The sequence below is a fragment of the Actinomadura sp. NEAU-AAG7 genome, from assembly GCF_018603865.1.
Lineage (GTDB): Bacteria > Actinomycetota > Actinomycetes > Streptosporangiales > Streptosporangiaceae > Spirillospora > Spirillospora litoris.
In genome coordinates, this window is the sequence record NZ_JAHFZY010000002.1 from 198,056 (window position 1) to 215,634 (window position 17,579).

Annotated in this window: 18 protein-coding genes; 7 read left to right on the forward strand and 11 right to left on the reverse strand. The window is 73.8% G+C overall.

The features are described 5' to 3' along the window. Window positions 1-86: 86 nt before the first annotated feature. On the reverse strand, window positions 87-365 hold the full coding sequence (locus KLI87_RS10260; protein WP_156218894.1) for a WhiB family transcriptional regulator: 279 nt from the start codon (window positions 363-365) through the stop codon (window positions 87-89). Between the two features lie 121 nt (window positions 366-486). Further along, window positions 487-645 (reverse strand): hypothetical protein, encoded by a 159-nt coding sequence (locus KLI87_RS10265; protein WP_214616782.1) that lies wholly within the window; start codon window positions 643-645, stop codon window positions 487-489. On the opposite strand from KLI87_RS10265, the gene KLI87_RS10270 reads away from it, so the two are divergent. Beyond that, window positions 644-952 (forward strand): hypothetical protein, encoded by a 309-nt coding sequence (locus KLI87_RS10270; protein WP_214616783.1) that lies wholly within the window; start codon window positions 644-646, stop codon window positions 950-952. The two genes, KLI87_RS10265 and KLI87_RS10270, sit on opposite strands and share 2 nt — an antisense overlap. 136 nt (window positions 953-1,088) lie before the next feature. Here the strand turns inward: KLI87_RS10270 and KLI87_RS10275 are convergent, their stop codons facing one another. Both KLI87_RS10275 and KLI87_RS10280 read right to left on the reverse strand, forming a co-directional pair. Further along, window positions 1,089-1,952 carry an acyl-CoA thioesterase II gene (locus KLI87_RS10275; RefSeq protein ID WP_214616784.1) on the reverse strand — a complete coding sequence of 288 codons (864 nt, stop codon included), beginning with the start codon at window positions 1,950-1,952 and terminating at the stop codon, window positions 1,089-1,091. Window positions 1,953-2,007: 55 nt separating this feature from the next. Then, window positions 2,008-4,077: an ATP-dependent DNA helicase UvrD2 gene (locus tag KLI87_RS10280; protein WP_214616785.1), complete on the reverse strand. Its 2,070-nt coding sequence runs from the start codon at window positions 4,075-4,077 to the stop codon at window positions 2,008-2,010. Between the two features lie 147 nt (window positions 4,078-4,224). Between KLI87_RS10280 and KLI87_RS10285 the strand changes: the two genes are divergently transcribed. Then, entirely contained in the window at window positions 4,225-4,515 is a 291-nt protein-coding gene (locus tag KLI87_RS10285) for a mycoredoxin (protein ID WP_156218899.1), read from the forward strand. A gap of 57 nt (window positions 4,516-4,572) precedes the next feature. Here the strand turns inward: KLI87_RS10285 and nudC are convergent, their stop codons facing one another. The 3 genes from nudC to KLI87_RS10300 all read right to left on the reverse strand — a co-directional run bounded on the left by nudC (window position 4,573) and on the right by KLI87_RS10300 (window position 7,841). Then, a complete protein-coding gene (gene nudC, locus KLI87_RS10290; RefSeq protein WP_214617384.1) occupies window positions 4,573-5,481 on the reverse strand; it encodes an NAD(+) diphosphatase in 909 nt (302 codons plus the stop codon). Window positions 5,482-5,533: 52 nt separating this feature from the next. Continuing rightward, window positions 5,534-6,919, reverse strand: coding sequence for a dipeptidase (locus KLI87_RS10295; RefSeq protein ID WP_308165935.1), 1,386 nt, complete (start codon window positions 6,917-6,919; stop codon window positions 5,534-5,536). A gap of 292 nt (window positions 6,920-7,211) precedes the next feature. Further along, the gene (locus KLI87_RS10300; protein ID WP_250903735.1) at window positions 7,212-7,841 is read right to left on the reverse strand and encodes a metal-dependent phosphohydrolase; all 630 of its coding nucleotides are present in this window, start codon (window positions 7,839-7,841) and stop codon (window positions 7,212-7,214) included. A 139-nt stretch (window positions 7,842-7,980) separates the two neighbouring features. Between KLI87_RS10300 and KLI87_RS10305 the strand changes: the two genes are divergently transcribed. Genes KLI87_RS10305 through KLI87_RS10320 form a run of 4 tightly spaced genes read left to right on the forward strand, consistent with a single transcriptional unit; the run spans window position 7,981 to window position 13,353 of the window. Continuing rightward, window positions 7,981-9,129, forward strand: coding sequence for an acetyl-CoA carboxylase biotin carboxylase subunit family protein (locus KLI87_RS10305; protein ID WP_214616786.1), 1,149 nt, complete (start codon window positions 7,981-7,983; stop codon window positions 9,127-9,129). Further along, window positions 9,126-10,697 carry an IucA/IucC family protein gene (locus tag KLI87_RS10310; protein ID WP_214616787.1) on the forward strand — a complete coding sequence of 524 codons (1,572 nt, stop codon included), beginning with the start codon at window positions 9,126-9,128 and terminating at the stop codon, window positions 10,695-10,697. The genes KLI87_RS10305 and KLI87_RS10310 overlap by 4 nt, the downstream gene beginning before the upstream one ends. Next, entirely contained in the window at window positions 10,688-12,271 is a 1,584-nt protein-coding gene (locus tag KLI87_RS10315; protein WP_214616788.1) for an IucA/IucC family siderophore biosynthesis protein, read from the forward strand. Before KLI87_RS10310 ends, KLI87_RS10315 begins: the two co-directional genes overlap by 10 nt. An 11-nt stretch (window positions 12,272-12,282) precedes the next feature. Further along, window positions 12,283-13,353: a type III PLP-dependent enzyme gene (locus tag KLI87_RS10320; RefSeq protein ID WP_308165936.1), complete on the forward strand. Its 1,071-nt coding sequence runs from the start codon at window positions 12,283-12,285 to the stop codon at window positions 13,351-13,353. Here the strand turns inward: KLI87_RS10320 and KLI87_RS10325 are convergent. Beyond that, window positions 13,341-13,967 (reverse strand): maleylpyruvate isomerase N-terminal domain-containing protein, encoded by a 627-nt coding sequence (locus KLI87_RS10325; RefSeq protein WP_214616790.1) that lies wholly within the window; start codon window positions 13,965-13,967, stop codon window positions 13,341-13,343. The two genes, KLI87_RS10320 and KLI87_RS10325, sit on opposite strands and share 13 nt — an antisense overlap. A gap of 57 nt (window positions 13,968-14,024) precedes the next feature. Here KLI87_RS10325 and KLI87_RS10330 point away from each other — a divergent pair, with 57 nt between their 5' ends. Beyond that, window positions 14,025-15,611 (forward strand): AMP-binding protein, encoded by a 1,587-nt coding sequence (locus tag KLI87_RS10330; RefSeq protein WP_214616791.1) that lies wholly within the window; start codon window positions 14,025-14,027, stop codon window positions 15,609-15,611. Between the two features lie 127 nt (window positions 15,612-15,738). Here KLI87_RS10330 and KLI87_RS10335 read toward each other — a convergent pair whose 3' ends face one another. From KLI87_RS10335 to KLI87_RS10345, 3 genes are all read right to left on the reverse strand, one after another. Continuing rightward, window positions 15,739-16,047: a hypothetical protein gene (locus KLI87_RS10335; RefSeq protein ID WP_156218905.1), complete on the reverse strand. Its 309-nt coding sequence runs from the start codon at window positions 16,045-16,047 to the stop codon at window positions 15,739-15,741. Window positions 16,048-16,205: 158 nt separating this feature from the next. Beyond that, entirely contained in the window at window positions 16,206-16,640 is a 435-nt protein-coding gene (locus KLI87_RS10340; RefSeq protein ID WP_173390880.1) for an enediyne antibiotic chromoprotein, read from the reverse strand. Window positions 16,641-16,789: 149 nt separating this feature from the next. Then, on the reverse strand, window positions 16,790-17,569 hold the full coding sequence (locus KLI87_RS10345) for a methyltransferase domain-containing protein (protein WP_214616792.1): 780 nt from the start codon (window positions 17,567-17,569) through the stop codon (window positions 16,790-16,792). Window positions 17,570-17,579 lie beyond the last annotated feature (10 nt).

The following is a 17,579-nucleotide window of genomic DNA, read 5'->3' on the forward strand; positions in this document are numbered from 1 at the left end:
TGGCCGCCCGGAGGCGCGGTCCCCTCGCGGGGGCCGCGCCTCCGGGGTCGACTCGGCCGGATGCGGACATCGTCGGCATCAGGCGCTCACACGGTCACTTCGTCCGGGAGCGGGTGCTTCCGGGGACGGCCGCGCGGCCGCTTGCGCGGAACGATCACGCCGCGGACGAACAGCTCGCCGCCCCAGACGCCCCAGGGCTCCTTGCGCTCAAGCGCTCCGGCGAGGCACTCCTTGCGAAGCGGGCACTCCAGGCACAGGGCCTTGGCGAGCTCGACGTCGGCGGGAGCCTCGGCGAAGAACAGCTCCGGGTCGGTCCGGCACGGAAGCGTGAGGTCCTCTTCGCTCACTGCGAGAGCCCCCTGCATCACAGTCACCCTTGTTCCTCTCGTTGGATCTCAACGGGCGTGTCGGTGGGTTGTCTGGGCAAACAAGAAGGCCGCGGATCCAGTGTCTGGATCCGCGGCCTGGGGGCTTGCCGGTGTGGTGCTAGACCGGTCGCCTCCAGGGGTACGGACCCGACACGCCACCCTTGGTGGTGGCGGCCATGTGGGCCGGAGCCTGGGACTCGTCGTCGAGCAGTTCGAAGACGTCGCGCCCCAGCTCTTCCTGGACTCGCTGCTCGATGCGCAGATCACGCAGTCGCATGCCGAGCACACTGGTGCCGAGGACACCGGTGCCCGAGACGTCGACCCGCGCGCTCGCCGGGGTCGGCTCGCCGAACCGCGCATTCAGTCCGTCAGAGGCCGGCGGGCCACCGGGCTTGGCACCCGGCTCGGACCACACGGGCATGGCGGAATACGCGACGGCGCCACCAGGGCAGGTGGGAGTCCAGTTCGGCGTCGATTTGATCAACATTCTCATCACCGGACGTCACACCACCTTCCTGGCTGATCGGGCCGCGCCCGGCGGATTCAAGATCCACCCGGACCGGCCGGCTGATTGCTCGCAATGAGCGTACGGGGACTTCGGTAAATCAATCAAGGTATTTTTGACCTGCGAGTTTGTGGGTCACTTCACTCGCTGATCAAGGAACCGGGCCCACCCCGGACGCGTCTCGCGCCCCCGGCGGCCCGGCCGGAACGATCATCTCACGCGTCCGAGACGCGGATGAGCCCTTCCTGCATCACCGACACGACGAGTTCGCCCGCCCGGGTGAACACCTGGCCGCGCGCGAGGCCCCGCGCGCCGCCCGCGAACGGCGTGTCCTGCGCGTACAGCAGCCAGTCGTCGGCGCGGAACGGCCGGTGGAACCACATGGCGTGGTCGAGGCTGGCGCCCATCGTCCGCTTGTCGCCCCAGGCGAGGCCGTGGTTGAGCAGGACGGTGTCGAGCAGCGTCATGTCGGACGCGTAGGTCATCAGGCAGACGTGCAGCAGCGGGTCGTCGGGCAGTTCGCCGTCCACTTTCAGCCAGACCCTTGACTCGGGGGTGGCGAGCGAGGTGTCCTTCGCGGCCTCCCACGTGAGAGGCGTCGCGTGCCGCAGATCGAACGGGCGGCCCTCGGTGAACTCGCGGGCGCGGTCCTCCCCGAACAGGGGGGTGAGGCGCTCGCGGCCGGTCGGCAGCGTCTCGGGGTCGGGGGCGTCCGGCATCGGCGCGTGGTGCTCGGGGCCGCCCTCGACGATCTGGAACGACGCCGACAGCGTGAAGATGGCCTTGCCGTGCTGGATCGCGGTGACCCTGCGGGTGGTGAAGGACCGGCCGTCGCGGACGCGGTCGACCGTGTAGACGAGCGGGACCAGCGGGTCGCCCGGCCGGATGAAGTAGGCGTGCAGCGAGTGGACGGGGCGGTTCACCGGGACGGTGCGCCCGGCGGCGACCAGCGCCTGCCCGGCGACCTGGCCGCCGAAGACCCGCTGCTGGCGGTCCTCGGGGCTGCGCCCCCGGAAGATGTCGTTCTCGATCTGTTCGAGGTCGAGCAGGTCCAGCAGTGCCTTCAGTGACTCCTTCACACGGGCCAGTGTTCCGCATCGCCGCATGTGATCGGGGTCTCACCCCCCGGAAGGGTCACGCGCCGCACAGGGACAGGACGGTCTCCCCGTAGCGGTCGAGCTTGACCTTGCCGACGCCGGGGATGCGGGCCAGCTCCTCCATCGACTCGGGCGCGTGCTCGGCGATCGCCTGGAGCGTCGCGTCGGTGAACACGACGTAGGCGGGGATCTTCTGGTCGGCGGCGACCCCGGCGCGCCACTCACGCAGCGCGAGCAGCAGCTCCTCGTTGATCTCCGACGGGCAGTCCTCGCAGCGGCCGAGCTTGCGCTCGACGGCGGCGGTCAGCGGGCGCCCGCAGACCCGGCACGGCTGCGGGCCCTTGGCGGCGCGGCGCCTGGCGCGGTCGAGGGGGGCGGGGGTGTGGGTGGCGGTCTTGCCGGTGAGGCCGTCCAGGAACCGCGACGGGCGGCGGCGCCGCGCCCCGCCGGGCGAGCGCGACAGCGCCCACGACAGCGTCAGGTGGACGCGCGCCCGCGTGACGCCCACGTACAGCAGCCGGCGCTCCTCCTCGACCTGCTCGGGCGTCTCGGCGTAGACGATCGGCAGCGTGCCCTCGGCGAGCCCGACGAGGAACACCGCGTCCCACTCCAGGCCCTTGGCGGCGTGCAGCGAGGCCAGCGTGACGCCCTCCAGCGGCGGCGCGTGCTGGGCGGCGGCGCGCTCCTCCAGCTCCGCGACGAACTCGGCCAGGCCGGCCTTCGGATCGTCGGCCGCCATGTCCTCGGCGAGCTGGGCGAGCGCGGCGAGCGACTCCCAGCGGGCGCGCGCCGCGCCCGCGCCCTCGGGCGGCCGGTCGGAGAAGCCGGCCCCGGACAGGACGTGCCGGACGGTCAGTATCAACCCCGTGCCGTCGGTCTCCGCGTCGGCGCCCGCGCGCGCCGCGCCGCGCAGCCGCACCACCGCCTCGCGCACCTCGGGCCGCTCGAAGAACCGCTCCGCGCCGCGCAGGACGTAGGGGACGCCCGCCGCCGCGAGCGCCGCCTCGTAGGTCTGCGACTGGGCGTTGATCCGGAACAGGATCGCGATCTCCCGCGCGGGGACGCCCTCGTCGACGAGCTTGCGGGCCCGGCGCGCGGCGTCGTCGGCCTCGGCGACCTCGTCGTCGTACTCGTTGAACACCGGGTCGGGGCCGTCGGGCCGCTGCGCCACCAGCTCCAGCTTGTGCCGGGTACTTCCGCGCGCCGCGCCGATGACGCCGTTGGCGAGCCGCACGACCTGCGGCGTCGAGCGGTAGTCGCGGACGAGCCGCACCACCGTCGCGTCCGGGTGCTCGCGGGTGAAGTCGAGCAGGTGGGACGGGCTGGCGCCGGTGAAGGAGTAGATCGTCTGGTTGGGGTCGCCGACGACGCACAGGTCGTCGCGGTCGCCGAGCCAGGTGTCCAGAAGCATCTTCTGCAGCGGGTTGACGTCCTGGAACTCGTCCACGACGAAGTACCGGTACTGCTCGCGGACCTGGTTCGCGACCTCCCGGTGCTCGGTGAGCACGGCCGCCGTCAGCTCCAGCATGCCCTCGAAGTCGAGCAGGTTGCGCTCGCGCCTGAGCTGCTCGTACATCGCGTAGACGCGGGCGATGTCGACGACGTCGGCGGGCGCCCTGCGCCCGGCCCGCGCGAGCGCGGCGGCGTAGTCCTCGGGCCGGTGCTGGGTGACCTTCGCCCACTCGATCTCGCCCGCGACGTCGCGCAGCTCGGTGCGGCCGAACGACAACCGGCAGGCGCGCGCCGCGTCCGCGACCAGGCCGATCTTCGAGTCGATGATCTTCGGTGGCTCGCCGCCGACGACGCGCGGCCAGAAGTAGGTGAGCTGGCGCAGCGCCGCCGCGTGGAACGTGCGCGCCTGGACGCCGGGCGCGCCGAGCGCGCGCAGGCGGCCGCGCAGCTCCCCCGCCGCGCGCGTGGTGAACGTCACCGCGAGCACGCGCTGCGGCGTCACGACCCCGGTGAGCGTGGCGTAGGCGATGCGGTGCGTGATGGCGCGCGTCTTGCCCGTGCCCGCGCCCGCGAGCACGCAGACCGGGCCCTGCACCGCCTCGGCGACCGCCCGCTGCTCGGGGTCGAGCCCCGCCAGCACCGACTCAGCAGACATCCCCCCATCCTTGCAGCCCCGGCGCCGGCCGGGGCACCTCCCGGCACGCGGGCAGGAACGGGCAGGAATGGGAAGCGGTTCTCCGCTGTTCTCTGATAGGCGTGATCGAAACGGAACGTCCTGACGAGTGAGGGAGAAGACGCGCCGATGGCGACGCCCACCACCGAGCGGGCCAAGGGCCCGACCGGGCAGCTCACCATGTACACCACGTCCTGGTGCGGCTTCTGCCGCAGGCTCAAGAGCCAGCTCGCCCGCGAGGGCATCGAGATGGTCGAGGTCGACATCGAGCGCGACCCCGCCGCGGCCGACTTCGTGATGAGCGTCAACGGCGGGAACCAGACGGTCCCGACCGTCACGATCGGCGACAGGGTCGTCCTGACCAACCCCAGCGCCAAAGAGGTCAAGCGCCACCTCGCGGAACTCGCCGCCGAGGCGTAGCCTCCAGCGACCGACCCGGCGCCGGCCCCCGGAGGGATCTCCGGGGGCCGGCGCGCGTCAGAAGTGCGGCATCGAGGGCAGTTCGCCGCCGTACCAGCGCATGATGAGCTGCGCGGCGATGGACAGCGGGCCCGGCGCGACGATGTCGCCCGCGTCGATCGCGGCGCGCAGCTCCTCGCGGGTGTACCAGGCGGCGTCCAGGATCTCCTCCGGGTCGGGACGCAGCGGAACGGTCCCGTCGGCGGTGGCGGTGAAGCCCAGCATCAGGCTGCGCGGCAGCGGCCACGGCTGGCTTCCGGCGTACCGGACGTCGCGGACGGCGAGCCCGACCTCCTCCTCCACCTCGCGCGCGACGGCCTGCTCCAGCGACTCGCCCGGCTCGACGAACCCGGCGAGGATGGAGCGCCGGTCGGCGGCCCAGCGGGTGCCGCGCGCCAGCAGGATCCGGTCGGACGCGTCGGTCACCAGCATGATCACGGCGGGGTCGACGCGGGGGAAGTGCTGCGAGCCGTCCGCCGGGCAGACCCGGACGTGCCCGGCCGAGGCGACCCTCGTCCCGGTGCCGCAGCGCGGGCAGAACCGGTGCGTGGCGTGCCAGTGCTCCAGCGCGACGGCGTGCGTGAGCAGCCCGGAGTCGCGGTCGGCGAGGAGCGCGCCGACCTGGCGCAGGCCGGCGGGCTCGGCGCCCTCGACGGCGGGCAGCGGCGCGGTCACGCCGAAGTAGACGGTGCCCTCGGCGTCCTCCCCGAGGAGCCAGCGGTCGCCGTCCGGCGCCTGCGCCGGCGGGAGCAGGACGAGGGCCGGGTCGGGGTCGCCGGTGACCAGCGACCGCCCGTCCCGCACGACGAGCACGCGGGTGCGCGGGTCGGCCCACGCGGCCGCGAGCCAGTCGTCGTCGCGGCGCCTGAGCGCGGCCCTGTCCAGGGTGCCGCGCGCGAGCGCCAGCCATTCGAGCCCGCCCGTCACCGTCACGTCATGCCTCCCCGCGGAACCCGCCGAAGCGTCGGTCGTGTGGGGTTCAGCGTAGGGCCGTGGCGAGTTCTTCCCACAGGTAGGCCGCGGCCTCGGCGCCCTTGAGCAGCAGCGGGATCTCCACCTTCTCGTTCGGGGCGTGGATGTGGTCGTCGTTCAGGCCGACCGCGACGAAGATCAGCGGCGCGTCCAGGACGTCGGCGAGGTCGGCCTCGGGCCCGCTGCCGCCCTCGCGGGTGAACAGCACCTCGCCGCCGAACGCCCGCTCCATGGCGCGGCGCGCGGCGCGGACGCCCGCCGAGTCGATCGGCGAGAAGCACGGCCGGACGCCGCCGCCCGGGATCGCGACCTCCGCGACGACGCCGGGCGGGGTGTTCGCGGCGACCCAGGCGCGGAAGGCGTCCTGCACGGCGGCCGGGTCCTGCCCGGCGACGAGCCGGAAGGAGATCTTGGCGTGCGCCTCGCGCGGGACGATCGTCTTGCCGCCGGGCCCGGTGTGCCCGCCCCACATGCCGTTGATCTCGGCGGTCGGGCGCGCCCAGATCCGTTCGAGCGTGCTGTAGCCGGCCTCGCCGTGGGCGGCGCGGCTCTCGCCCGCCGTCCGCAGCCACGCCTCCTCGTCGAAGGGCAGCCGCGCGAACGCGTCCCGCTCCTCGGCGGTGAGCGGCACGACGCCGTCGTAGAAGCCGGGGATGTCCACCCTGCCCTCGGCGTCGTGCAGGCCCGCCAGCAGCGCGGCCATGGCGTGCAGCGGGTTCGGGACGGCGCCGCCGAACGACCCCGAGTGCAGGTCGGAGGCGGGCCCGCGCAGCGTCACCTCGGCCTCGGTGAGGCCGCGCATGCCGGTGCACATCGACGGGACGTCCGCCGCCCACATGGTCGTGTCGCTGATGACGACGGCGTCGCAGCCGAGCCGGTCGCGGCGCTCGCGCAGCAGCCCGGCGAAGTGCACCGAGCCGGACTCCTCCTCGCCCTCGACCAGGAACTTGATCGTGACGGGCGGGGCGGCGGCGCCGGACGCGGCGAGCAGCGCGCGGATCCCGAGCGTGTGGAAGAAGACCTGGCCCTTGTCGTCGGACGAGCCGCGCCCGATGAGCCGGTCGCCCTTCTCCACGGGCTTGAACGGATCGGTCGCCCACTCCGACAGCGGCTCCACGGGTTGGACGTCGTGGTGGCCGTAGATGAGCACGGTGGGCGCGTCCGGGTCGGCGGCGGGCCACTCCGCGAACACGGCGGGCAGCCCCGGGGTCTCCCAGATCTCCACCGTCGGGAAGCCCTCACCGGTCAGGTGCGCGGCCAGCCACTCGGCGGAGCGTCGTACGTCACCGGCGTGCGCGGGGTCCCCGGAGATGGAGGGGATCGCGAGCCAGTCCTTGAGATCGGTGATGAACCGCTCTCTGTTCGCCTGGATGTAGGCGACTACGTCGTTCACGTGCATGCCCCTTTGCATGTCGTACTGGAAGGCACTGTATGGGATTCTCAGTGAGATTCTCGCCGCACGTTTCCCGGCAGGTTCCTTGATCCACTTCCGTCCACCCCTCTGGCCTGCGCGGGAACGGGTTCGCCCGCGCGTGTGAACGGTGTGTCGGATGGGGAACAAGACGCGTTCGAGCCGGAATTGGGTAGGCTCTCGCGCGCATTTGAGCGCGACCGTATGACCGTACGCCCGAACGGCGACTGCCCGGTTCACCGGGAAATCCGGCGAGCGCCCCGGTTTGCACCTCTCAGGCGTTCAGGAGCATCAGTTCGGTCCGGACGTTGAGGCGGGCGCGGTCCTCGAAGCGCTCGCGCGCGGGCGGGGTGTGGAACAGCGCGGGCAGCGCGAGGAGCCCGGTGAGGATCTGGGCGCGCCCGGCGCGGTAGAGGTCCTCGGGGACGAACGCGTACTCCTCCCGGACGGACGCGGCGTAGGCGGCGTATCGTTCCGGGTCGGCGCCGAGGATCGCGAGGTCGGCGTCGCACAGCACCTGCCCGTCGCGGTCGCCGCCGTCGGGGGCGTGGGTGGCGGTCAGCTCGACCAGCCGGACGACCCGGTCGAGCGTCCCGGGGGCGAGGTCGGTGTCGGCGAGCATGCGGGCGGCGAGGCGGGCGCTGCGGTCCTCGTTGTCGGCGCGCTCGGGGTCGTAGACCGCGTCGTGGAACCAGGCCGCGAGCCGGACCGCGTCGGGGTCGGCGGCGTGCCCGGCCAGCTCGTCCACGAGGTCGAGGACGGCGGTGAGGTGCGCGCGGGTGTGGTAGCGGCGGTGCGGCTCGCCGTAGCGGGCGTCCAGCTCGGCGCCGATGTGCCGGGTGTGCGGCCCGGCCAGCGCGACCCACCGCTCGACGAGATCCATGCCCTCATCCTGGCGGATCATGGGGCGGGAGGGAACGGCGCGCGGGGACACGCGATGCCGCCGTTCTTGCCCCCGGCGCGCACCCCGGCCAGTATGGTGAGGGCCTCCAGTTAGGCAAGGCTAACCTCACTCCTGACCTCACGCACTGGAAAGGCCGACGTTGGCCTCCACTCTCTACCTGGTCGCCGGGAAGGCGACCACCTCGGTGACGCACGGCTTCCTGCCCGCCGCCGCCCGGCTGGGCCTGGACGTGGTCCTGCTCACCGACCGGCCGTCCGCCCACGGGCACCACGGCGCGGTCGCCGAGTGCGACGTCTCGGACTTCCGCGAGATCATCGCCCATGTCGGCGCGGCCGCACCGCCCGCCGCGATCTTCTCCAACAGCGACTTCCTCCAGGCGCAGACGGCGCTGGCCGCCGCCTACTTCGGGCTCCCGGGCAAGGACTGGCGGGCGGCGACGCGGGCGAAGAACAAGGCCCTGATGCGCCGCCACCTCGCCGCGCTCGACCCGGTGTTCTCGGCCGCGGCGGACGCGGTGCCGCCGGACGCGCCGTTCCCGCTCGTCCTCAAGCCGCGGGACGGCGTGGCCAGCGAGGACGTGTTCCTCGTCCGGGACGCGCGGGAGCTGGCGCTGCGCCGCGCCGAGATCGCGGCGCGGCGGCCGGACCCGCTGGTGGCCGAGGAGTACCTGCCGGGCGAGGTGCACACGCTGGAGACGCTGGGCGACGGGCACGGGCTGCGGGTGCTCGGCTCGTTCCGGACCCGGATGTCGCCGCCGCCGTTCTTCGTGGAGGAGCGCCTCGAATGGGCGCCGCCTCCCCCGCAGACCCCGGAGATCCTGGGGCGGCTCGCGGCGCTCGGCGTCGGCTTCGGCGCCTGCCACACCGAGTTCGTCGTCCACGAGGACCGCGCGCGGATCATCGAGGTGAACTACCGGCTGATCGGCGACCACTGCGACCTGCTGCTCGCCGACCTGCTGGGCGTCCCGCTGCACGAGCGGATCCTGCGCGTCCACCTGGGCGAGCGCCTGCCCGCCGACGCGGGCGCGGCGACCGGCGGGCACGCGGTCGCCGAGCCGGTCATCGCCGACCGCGCCGGGATGCTGACCGCCGCGCCCGAGCCCTGCGACATCGACGACGGCGCGGTGCGGCTCACCTACCGGCCGCAGCGGAAGATCGGCGACACCATCGCCCTCACCCGGACCAACCGGGACTACCTCGGCACCGTGCGCGCGATCGGCCCGGCGCCGGACGCGGTGGAGGCCGCGCTCGCCCGCTTCCGCGCGTCCCGCAGGTGGGTCATCACGTGACGGACATCGAGGGCCCGCTGGCGGCCCGGGTCCTGGACGCCCTGCTGCGCGAGGACTACGCGGGGCTGCGCCGCCGCGTCGACCCGGAGACCCGCACGCTGCGGCTGCCGGGCCGCGCCGTCGGGCTGGTGCGGGCGGACCCGCCGTTCCTGTCCGCGCTCGTCGTGGACGCCGCGCAGGACCTCCGCCTGCGGGACGTGTTCGCGGCCGTCCGCGCGCTGGCCGATCCGGAGGACGACGTCACGGCCTTCGAGCGCGAATGCAGGGACGCCCTCACCGCGATCCGCCTGCACGAGGAGGCGCGCCCGGCCGTCCACCGGCGCCTGGCGCGCCTACCGGACGAGCTGAGGACCGGCCCCGGCACGTTCTACGAGACGCTCGCCGCCTACAACGACCATCCCGTATACCCGACCGGCAAAGGGCGGACGGGACTCCGCACAGCCGATCTCAGCCGCTACGCCCCCGAGTTCGGCCCGTCGTTCGCGCTGCACTGGGCCGCCGTGCCCGGCGCGACGCTCGCGGGCGAGCGGCCGCCCTGGTGGCCCACCGCCGCGGACGTGGGGTTGCGGACGTCGGCCGAGCTCTTCCCCGTCCATCCCCTGGCGGTGCCCCGCGTGCGGCGCGAGCCCGGGGTGACGGTCGCTCCGGACCGCTACCTCCAGGTCGCCCCGACGCTGTCCATGCGGACGGTGGCGGCCGCCCCGCTCGACCACCTGAAGATGCCGCTGCCGACGAGCACGCTGGGGCTGCGCAACCGCCGCACCATCGTCCCCGGCACGCTGCCGGACGGCGCGCTCGTGGAGCGGATCCTGCGCCGCGTCCTGGAGCGGGAGGAGCTGCCCGTCCTGCTGGCCGACGAGCAGACCTACGGCCACGCGGTCTCGCCGCATCTCGGCTACCTCGTCCGGCGCTTCCCGGTGGAGACGGCACGCGCGCACGTCGTCCCCGTCGCGGCCTTACTCGCCGACGCCCCGGACGGCGGCCAGGTCATCGAACGCTGGGACGTCGCGTCCCTGTTCGGCGCCTACCTGTCGGCGCTGTTCTGCTGGAACGTCACCCTGTTCCGCTACGGGATCGCCCTGGAGGCGCACCAGCAGAACGTGGCGCTCGTCCTGGACGACGGCCCACCCCGCCTCCTGGTCAAGGACAACGACGGCGCGCTCGTCGACCCGGACGTGCTGCGCGGCCGCCTCGGCGTCGACCCGTCCGCCGACCCGCGCGACCTCGTGGACCGGCGGATGCGGACCCGCGACCCCGAGGCGCTCGCGCGCGTCTTCACCACGATCACCCTGCACCTGTGCGCCGCCGCGCCCGCCCTGGGCCTCGCCGCGCGGGGGCTGCTCCCCTGGCGCGCGGGCCGCGCGCTGATCCGCGACCGGCTCGACGCCGCGCTCGGGCCGGACGCGGCGTTCCTGCGCTCCCGCACGCTGGACGCGGCGTCGCTGCCGGGCAAGGCCATGGTCACCGCCGGGACCCTCGTCGACAAGGCCAGGACCGGCGCCGCCGACATCAACAAGCACTACGGCCCGCCGGGGCCGAACTACCTACGGGACGACACGTGCTGCTGACAGAACCGGTCCTGACGGCCGACGACGCGACCGCCACCGCGCTGCTGAACTGCCTCGTCCGCGAGGTGTGCGGGCCCGAGCAGCAGGTGTGGCCGGACGGGGGGCGGCTCGTCCTGCGGCTGCCCCGGGCGGGCGTCGTCCTGCGCACGGGCCTCGCCCGCCCCCCGGCCGGCCCCACCTACCGCCTCGCGGCGCCCTACGAGGAGCAGCGCGAGGACGCGTGGATCCCCGCCTCCTGGGACCGCCTGGCCGACCTGGTGGCGGGAGAGCTGGAGCTGGCGACGGGCCGCCCCAACCCCGAGTTCCTCACCCAGGTCGGCGACAGCCACGGCGCGCTGACCGCCATCCTCGGCGCGCGCGGGGAGCCCGCCGAGGACCCCTACATCGCCTCGGAGCAGTCCCTGGTGGCGGGCCACCGTTTTCATCCCTCGCCCAAATCCCGGCAGGGCGCACCTGATGAGTGGCTCAGGTACGCGCCGGAGACGCGCTCCCGGTTTCGTCCGCATTGGCTGGCGGTTCCGGACGAGCTGGTGGCCGAGGAGGGCGACCCGAACGCGTTCACCGCCCTTCAGGGCTACGGTCCGCCGCCTCCTGCGGGGCACAAGACGCTGCCCGTCCACCCTTGGCAGCTCTCGTTGCTCTCGCACCGCCCCGTCCTGCGGCGCGCCCTGGCCGAGGGCGTCGTCAGGGATCTCGGGCCGTCCGGAGCGGAGGCCGTGCCCACGTCATCGGTGCGCACGGTGTACCTCCCCGAGGCGGACGTGTTCTGCAAGTTCAGCCTGGACGTCCGCATCACCAACTGCGTCCGGAAGAACGCCTGGTACGAGCTTTCGGGGGCGATGGCGCTCAACCGCCTGCTTCCGCGTCCGTTCCTGGACGCCACGTTCCTCTCCGAACCCGCCTACCGCACCCTCGCCCTCGCCGACCTCCACCTCTACGAGGGCCTGGGCGTGATCCTCCGCGAGGGCGTGAGATCCCTTCCCGGCACTCCGCTTCTGGCCGGGGCCCTGGCGGACCCCTACAGCACCCTCCTGGCGGGCCTGCCCGCGATGGCCACCCCGGAAGGGGCCCACGCGTGGTGGAACGCCTATGTCGCCCACGTCGCGCCGCCCGTCCTGCACGCCTTCCTCGACCACGGCATCGTGCTGGAGCCGCATCTCCAGAACGTCCTGATCTGCGTCGACGCGGACGGGATGCCCGTCCACGCCGCGTTCCGCGACCTCGAAGGCACCAAGCTGACCGCCGGGCGCTGGGACCTCGCCCACCTCCCGCCCCGCGTCGCCGAGGCACTCACCTACGCCCCCGACCAGGGCTGGAACCGCGTCGTCTACTGCCTGCTCGTCAACCACCTCACCGAGACGGCGGCGGCGGTCGCCGACCTGCACCCGTCCCTGGAGCTGTGGCGGACGGCCCGCGATCACTTCGCCGCCCACGACGCGCACCCGCAGGTCAGGGCGCTGCTGGCCGGGGTCCCGCTGCCCGCGAAGGCCAACCTCCGCACCCGCTGGGCCCGCACCGCCGACCGCGCCGCCTCCTACGTGCCCGTCCCGAACCCGCTGGCGACGCCCCGGTGAAGAACGGCGCCGTGAACCTCGTCGACCTGCCCTTCCCGTCCTACGTGTACGACCTGGCCGGGCTGGCCGACCACGCCCGGGCGATCCGCTCCGCGCTGCGCGGCACCGAACTCCTCTACGCCGCCAAGGCGAACCCCGATCCGGAGGTCCTGCGCACGCTCGCCCCCCACCTCGACGGGGTCGAGGTCTCCTCGGGCGGCGAGCTGGCCCACGTCCGCAAAGCGCTCCCGGACATTCCGATCGCGTTCGGCGGTCCCGGAAAGACCGACGAGGAACTGGCGCGGGCCGTGGCCTTCAACGTCGAGCGCATCCATATCGAAAGCCCGCGCGAGCTGATCCGGCTTCAGCGACTGGGCCGGGCCGAGGTTCTCCTCAGGGCCAATCTCCCATTCGCGGTGCCCGGCGCCGTCCTGACGATGAGCGGGCCTTTCGGCATGGACGTGGACGCCCTGAACGAATGCGCCCGCCGCATAGCCGATTCCCCCGGCATCACGCTGAAAGGGATTCACGCGCACCTCGCGTCCGGCCTGGACGCCCCGGCGCTCCTCGACCTCGCGAAGCGGATGACCGCGTGGGCGGTCCCCTGGCTGCGCGGGCACGGGGTCGCCGAACCCGAGATCAATCTGGGCGGCGGAATGGCCGTCGACTACACCGACCCGGAGTCGCGGTTCGACTGGGACGCCTACGGCGCCGGGCTCCCCCGGGGGAGGCTCCGCGTCGAGCCGGGCCGCGCCGTGACCGCCTATCACGGCCGCTACGTCACCGACGTCCTGGATGTGAAGACGACCCGGGGCGAGACCTACGTGGTCCTGCGCGGCGGAACCCACCATCTGCGGACCCCGGCGGCCAAGGGCCACGACCAGCCCTTCGAGGTCCTCACCCGGAGGTCCGCGCCGACCGGGAGGGCGACGCTCGTGGGCCAACTCTGCACCCCGAAGGACGTCTTCGCCCGCGACGTCGCCGTGCCGCCCCTCGCACCGGGCGACGTCATCGCCTTCGCCATGGCGGGCGCCTACGCGTGGAACATCTCCCACCACGACTTCCTGATGCACCCGCACCCGGGCTTCCACTACATCCGCTGATCCCGCACGCTGCTGTCCCAGCGCCACGCGGTGACACGCGTGCGGCCCGGCAGGTCGCCGCGTCCCGTGGACCACAGCAGCACCTGCCAGGGGTCGCCCTCCGGCGCGCCCGGGAAGAGGCGCGTGAGGACGCCCGCGCACAGGTTGCCGGGCGGTTCCCAGGTCAGGCCGAGGCCCGCCGCCAGGTCATGGGTGTGGACGAGGACCTCCACGGCCCCCATGGCGGCGAACCCCGCCGGGTCCGACAGGCCGAAGCCGTGGTGCGACCGGACGTCCGGCGGCGTGCACCGGGCCATGGCGACCAGCAGCGCGCCGCACGACTCCAGCACGTCGAGCAGCCCCTCCGGGCCCGCGGAACGGTCGGCGTAGATGACGTTGGCGGGCCCGCCCGGACGGCGGCGCTCCCACAGGAACGGCACCTCGCGGTCCTGGGGCGGCCGGCGCGGGCCGAGCTGCGCGGCGTAGGCGAACAGGTCGTCGGCCAGGTGCTCGACGGTCTCCCAGCAGGTCCACTCCAGCGTGCCCGCCTTGCTGTCCCAGCCGTCCGGGGGTGCCGCGTCGAGCACCTCCAGCGACAGCCGGAGGGCCCGGTCGAGGTCGTCCGCAGTGATCATGGGAAGACGGTATCCGGAAGTGGGTACGTCCAGGAGCCCCCGAGAGAGGTGCACGTGATGGTGTTGGACAGGGTCCGCTCGTTCGCGAGCCTCGGAGCGCGGGCGGCGCACGCCGTCCGCGACACCGGGATGCTGGCGCCGGTGCGTCCGGACCGCGCGGCGCGGCTGCCGCTCCCCTACCTGCGGTTCGGCGCCGTCCCCGCCACGATCGGCGCGATGGCGGCGCTGCGGTTCCCCGGCCGGACGGCGCTGATCGACGAGCACGGCGCGCTCACCCACGAGGAGCTGGAGCACGCGGCCGCCGCGCTGGCGCGGGCCTTCCACGACCGCCTCGCCGACCCGGACGGCGGCAGGGTCGGGATCCTGTGCCGCAACCACCGGGGCTTCGTCGCGGCCCTGCTGGCGGCGTCCCGGCTCGGCAACGACGTCGTGCTCCTCAACACCGACTTCTCCGCCGCCCAGCTCGGACGGGTCGCCGAACGCGAGGGCATCGGGCTGCTCGTCCATGACCAGGAATTCGGCGCGCTGGTGGAGGAGTCCGCGTACGCCGGTGGGCGGGCGGCGGCCTGGACCGGCGGGCGCGTCGAGGCGGGCGGGTCCCGGCCGCACCGGGCGGGCCGGACCAGCCGCGTGATCGTCATGACCTCCGGCACCACCGGCACGCCGAAGGGCGCCCGGCACGAGGTGTCGCTGACCGCGCTGCTGCCGGTGGCGCTGAGCCATCTGATGCGCGTCCCGGTCCGCTCCGGGGCGCCGATCGTGATCGGGCCGCCGCTGTTCCACATCCTGGGGCTCGCCTACATGTCGGTGGGGCTGGGGATGGGGATGCCGCTCGTGCTGTCGCGGCGGTTCGACGCGTCCGAAACGCTGCGGGCGATCCGCGACCACCGCGCGGAGACGCTGGTCGCGGTGCCCGTCATGCTCCAGCGGCTCCTGGACGCCGGGCCCGACCCGGCCCCGCGCCTGCGGGCGGTCGTCTGCGGCGGGTCCGCGCTGCACCCGCACCTGTCGGAGGCGTTCATGGACGCGTTCGGCGACGTGCTCGTCAACGTCTACGGGGCGACCGAGACGGGCTGGGCCACGATCGCCACGCCCGCCGACCTGCGCGAGGCCCCGGGCACCGTCGGGCGGCCCTCGTTCCGCCTCACCGTCAAGATCCTCGGCGAGGACGGGCGGGAGCTGCCCCCGGGCGAGACCGGCGAGATCCACGTCGGCGGCGGGCTGCGGTTCGCGGGCTACACCGGGGGCGGCGGCAGGCGGGTGCGGGACGGGCTGACCGCCTCGGGCGACCTCGGGCACTTCGACGGCGCCGGACGCCTGTTCGTGGACGGCCGCACCGACGACATGATCGTCTCGGGGGGCGAGAACGTCTTCCCCGGCGAGGTCGAGCGGCTCCTGGACGGCCACCCGGGCGTCGCCGAGGTCGCGGTGACCGGCGTGGACGACGAGCGGTTCGGGCAGCGGCTCGCCGCCCACGTCGTCCGCGCCCCCGGGTCGGATCTCGGCGAGGACGATCTCAGGGCGTATGTGAGGAAGCACCTGGCCCGCTACAAGGTGCCCAGGGACGTGCGCTTCGTCGACCGGCTCCCGCGCACCAGCACGGGCAAGGTCAAGCCGAAGGACCTGCGCGAACAGGGCGGATAGCCGGACGGGACAGGGCTGGGCGGTGAAGGGCCGGACGGTGAAGGGCCGCGCGAGGAACGGCGCCCGGACCCGGGCCGCGGGGAGCTCGGGCGCCGTCCCGGCGGGGGCGGTCCGTCAGCACGGACGCTCAGGCGGCGCCGGCGCGCTCCTTGGCCGCCATGCAGATGCGGGCCAGGTCGTTGAGGGCGTCGGCGCGGCGCTCGTCCACCGACCGGCCATCGCCCGGGGCGGCCTCCGCGAGGGTGTCGATGACCAGGGAGAACACGGGCCATTCGGCGGGCCCGATGGCACCCTGGAAGTCGACGCCGTCCGCGAGGTCGTCCAGGTCGAGGTTGCGGGCGAAGGTGGCGAGGGCGGCCTCGGCCGCCACGACGCCGATGCGCATCGCCAGCGCGGCCGGCTCGCGGTCGAGGGAGCGCACGTTGCTGGAACCCATGGCGGACAACCTAGAACATACGAGCGAGCCACGTCGAACGTTTGCTCGAAAAACAGCCGTCCGAAAAAGCGGCCCCGGCGGAGTGCCCGCGCCGGAGTCGCCGATGAGGGCGGCCCGGCGCGGGCGGAGGGCGCGGAGGCGACGGGCGGCGCGCGGCGTCAGCGGAACGAGACGGGGACGCTTCCGGCGTCCTCGCCGTCCTCGTCGCCGACCCCGACCGTGCACCCGACCTGCGCGCAGTCGACCGCGACGCGCGGCCGGTCGCCGCTCGCCGCCTCGAACCTCCGGTGGACGGTCAGCGCCACCCTGAACGCGCCGTTCCCGTCCGGGGTGATCCGGACGCGGTTCCCCTGGTCGCAGGACGGCTCGCCCTCCTCGACGGCGCCGCACTGCTGGGCGTAGTAGGTGTCCTCGGGGTCCAGGCCGTCGCCCGACACCTCGACCCTCGCGGTCTCCGCCAGGGAGGTGGAGGGACGCACCGTGACGGCGACCTCCCGGCCGCGCGCGGCGGCGAGCGACGGGTACGGGGCGGCGAGGGCCACCGCGAGGCCGGCGGCGGTCGCCGCGCCCGTCCTGACCAGCAGAGAGTTCACGATATTGGGCTCCATTCCGGCCGACTTCAGATAATCACCAACCGTAATGAAGTAAATACGTGAAGCGACATAACCGGACAGTGAGCGCACCATGCCCACCAGGGACACCTTCCGTCCCGGTGGCCACGTTCGCGCCGCGCCGGCGGGCGTCAGCCCACGACGGCGTGCAGGTGGAGGTAGGAGTGCGTGAAGTGCAGCTCCCCGTCGACCAGGCTGGGGCGCATGCCGGTCGCGGGGCCGCCGGCCAGCTCGTCCTCCAGCTCCTGGCGGATCTGGGCGGCCACGTCGTCCGGCGTCCGGGACAGCTCCAGCCACGGGCGCAGCGGGCGGGTGAAGGTGAACTCCTCGCGCCGCTTCACCTCGGCGCCCGCCGCCGTGACGAGGTCGGTGATCTGGGCGGTGGTCAGCGCGGTGCCGTGGGACGGGTCGCGCAGCCGCTCGATGCGGTCCGGGTCGCCGGCGGCGCCCTCGGGCCGGACGAGGTCGGCGATGATCAGCGCGGCGCCGGGGCGGCTCACCCGGACCATCTCCCGCACGAGCGCCTCCGGCCCCGCGACCTGGTGGAGGGAGAACCGCGTCACCACGAGCGTGAACGACCGGTCGACGTAGGGGAGGTCGGTGGCGTCGCCGTGGGTGAAGGTGAGGTTGGTGAGGCCGTCGCGGTCGGCCTCGCGCTTGCCCTCGGCGAGCATCGCGGGCGTGAGGTCGAGCGCGGTGGCGTGCCGGACGCGGCGGGCGACGGCGCGGGAGACGAGCGCGGTTCCGGCGGCGACCTCCAGCACCACGTCCTCCGGGTCGAGTTCGGGCTCCATGAACCGGACGAGCCGGTCCAGGTGGCGGGTGAACGCGACGTTCAGCCGGGGATCGGCGAACCCCGCCGCCTGCTTTGAGAACTCCCGTACGACTTTGTCGTCATGCGTCACCGTCACGTCGCCTCCC